At 46.5% G+C, this 1,318-nt stretch carries 1 protein-coding gene; it reads right to left on the minus strand.

What is annotated here, in order from left to right; genetic code table 11:
- Nucleotides 1-894: 894 nt before the first annotated feature.
- Nucleotides 895-1,318: hypothetical protein (locus tag CYJ07_RS20720; RefSeq protein ID WP_231489706.1), on the minus strand; the 424-nt coding region annotated here is incomplete at its 5' end.

Below are 1,318 nucleotides of genomic sequence, written 5' to 3' on the forward strand. Positions count from 1 at the left end.
AGGACGCCCATGACGTCCGCCTGCCACCGCCTCAAACGCCCTACAGACGTCGCGGGCGTGTTTTTGTAAACGCCCAACGGCGTAGCACGGACGAGCCATGCATGCCGTCAAGCGCCCACGCAGCACGCCTACTAAGCCCACAGGACGCCCTCGACGTCCGCCTGCCTTCGCTTCAGTTGCCCCGCAAACGTCGCTAGCATGTTTTTGTAGACGCCCAACGACGTAGCACGGACGAGCCATGCATGCCATCAAGCGCCCACGCAGCACGCCTACTAAGCCCACAGGACGCCCTCGGCGTCCGCCTGCCGTTGCCCACTCGACCCGTCGACGTCGCCGACGTGTTTTTGTAAACGCCCAACGGCGTAGCACGGACAAGCCATGCATGCCATCAAGCGCCCACGCAGCACGCCTGCTAAGCCCACGGGACGCCTATGCCGTCTGCCTGCCTGCGCCTCAGTCTGCCTCCAACACCTCTACCCCCCTTATATATGCTTAAAAAAGTTTTGCCCATGTGACAGGAGTAGACATGGATTTTCCAGAGAATCATAATGAAAATGTACAACCCAAATATGCGCGGTCTAAGGTACAAACACACATCAGCCTTCATAATTGACTTTAATATGTATAAAAAAATATTTTTCAACAATTTTTTTTGATTTTTATTTTTTTCAAAAATTCCAAAAAATTAGTAATAAATTAATAAAAAATAGGGAAAATATCGAAAAAATATGAAATCAACTCCGAAAATTCACAAATAAATATGTGAACCTTAAAATATAAAATTTAATAAATTTTAATTTTTAAAAAGAGACGTAAAAATTAAAAAAGCGTAAAAATAAATTATAAAATAATGATTAAAAGTCGGAAAAATATGGAAATGCTCGAAAACACTTCTCAACATGTCAAATTAATGATAAGATGCATATTTGCACAAACAAAAGATGTTTCAATATCGTACGAACCGTAAAAGTAACGAAAATGATGCGAAAGAGCCACGTTAGGCGGAAACGTTTGAGAATAGATAATGGAAAGTAGATGAATATGTTTGTTATGCATGGAGGTTGTTTCAAAATCCTTTGATTTATGTACGCCATGAACATCCGCATGTTTTGTTTGGAACTCGATGAATGTTGCGCAAGCCACGACCGATGCGGGCAGGCCACGGCCGACCGTTGTGTGCAGGCACGTCCGACGACGGCCGACCGTTTGTGCTGTCCAAGGGCTATGATGGCATGCCACGCCCGACGACGGCCGACCGTCTATGCTGTCAAAGGGCGAAGATGGCATGCCACGCCCGACGACGGCCGACCGTCTATGC

This window comes from Billgrantia saliphila (assembly GCF_002930105.1).
Classification (GTDB): Bacteria; Pseudomonadota; Gammaproteobacteria; order Pseudomonadales; family Halomonadaceae; genus Halomonas; species Halomonas saliphila.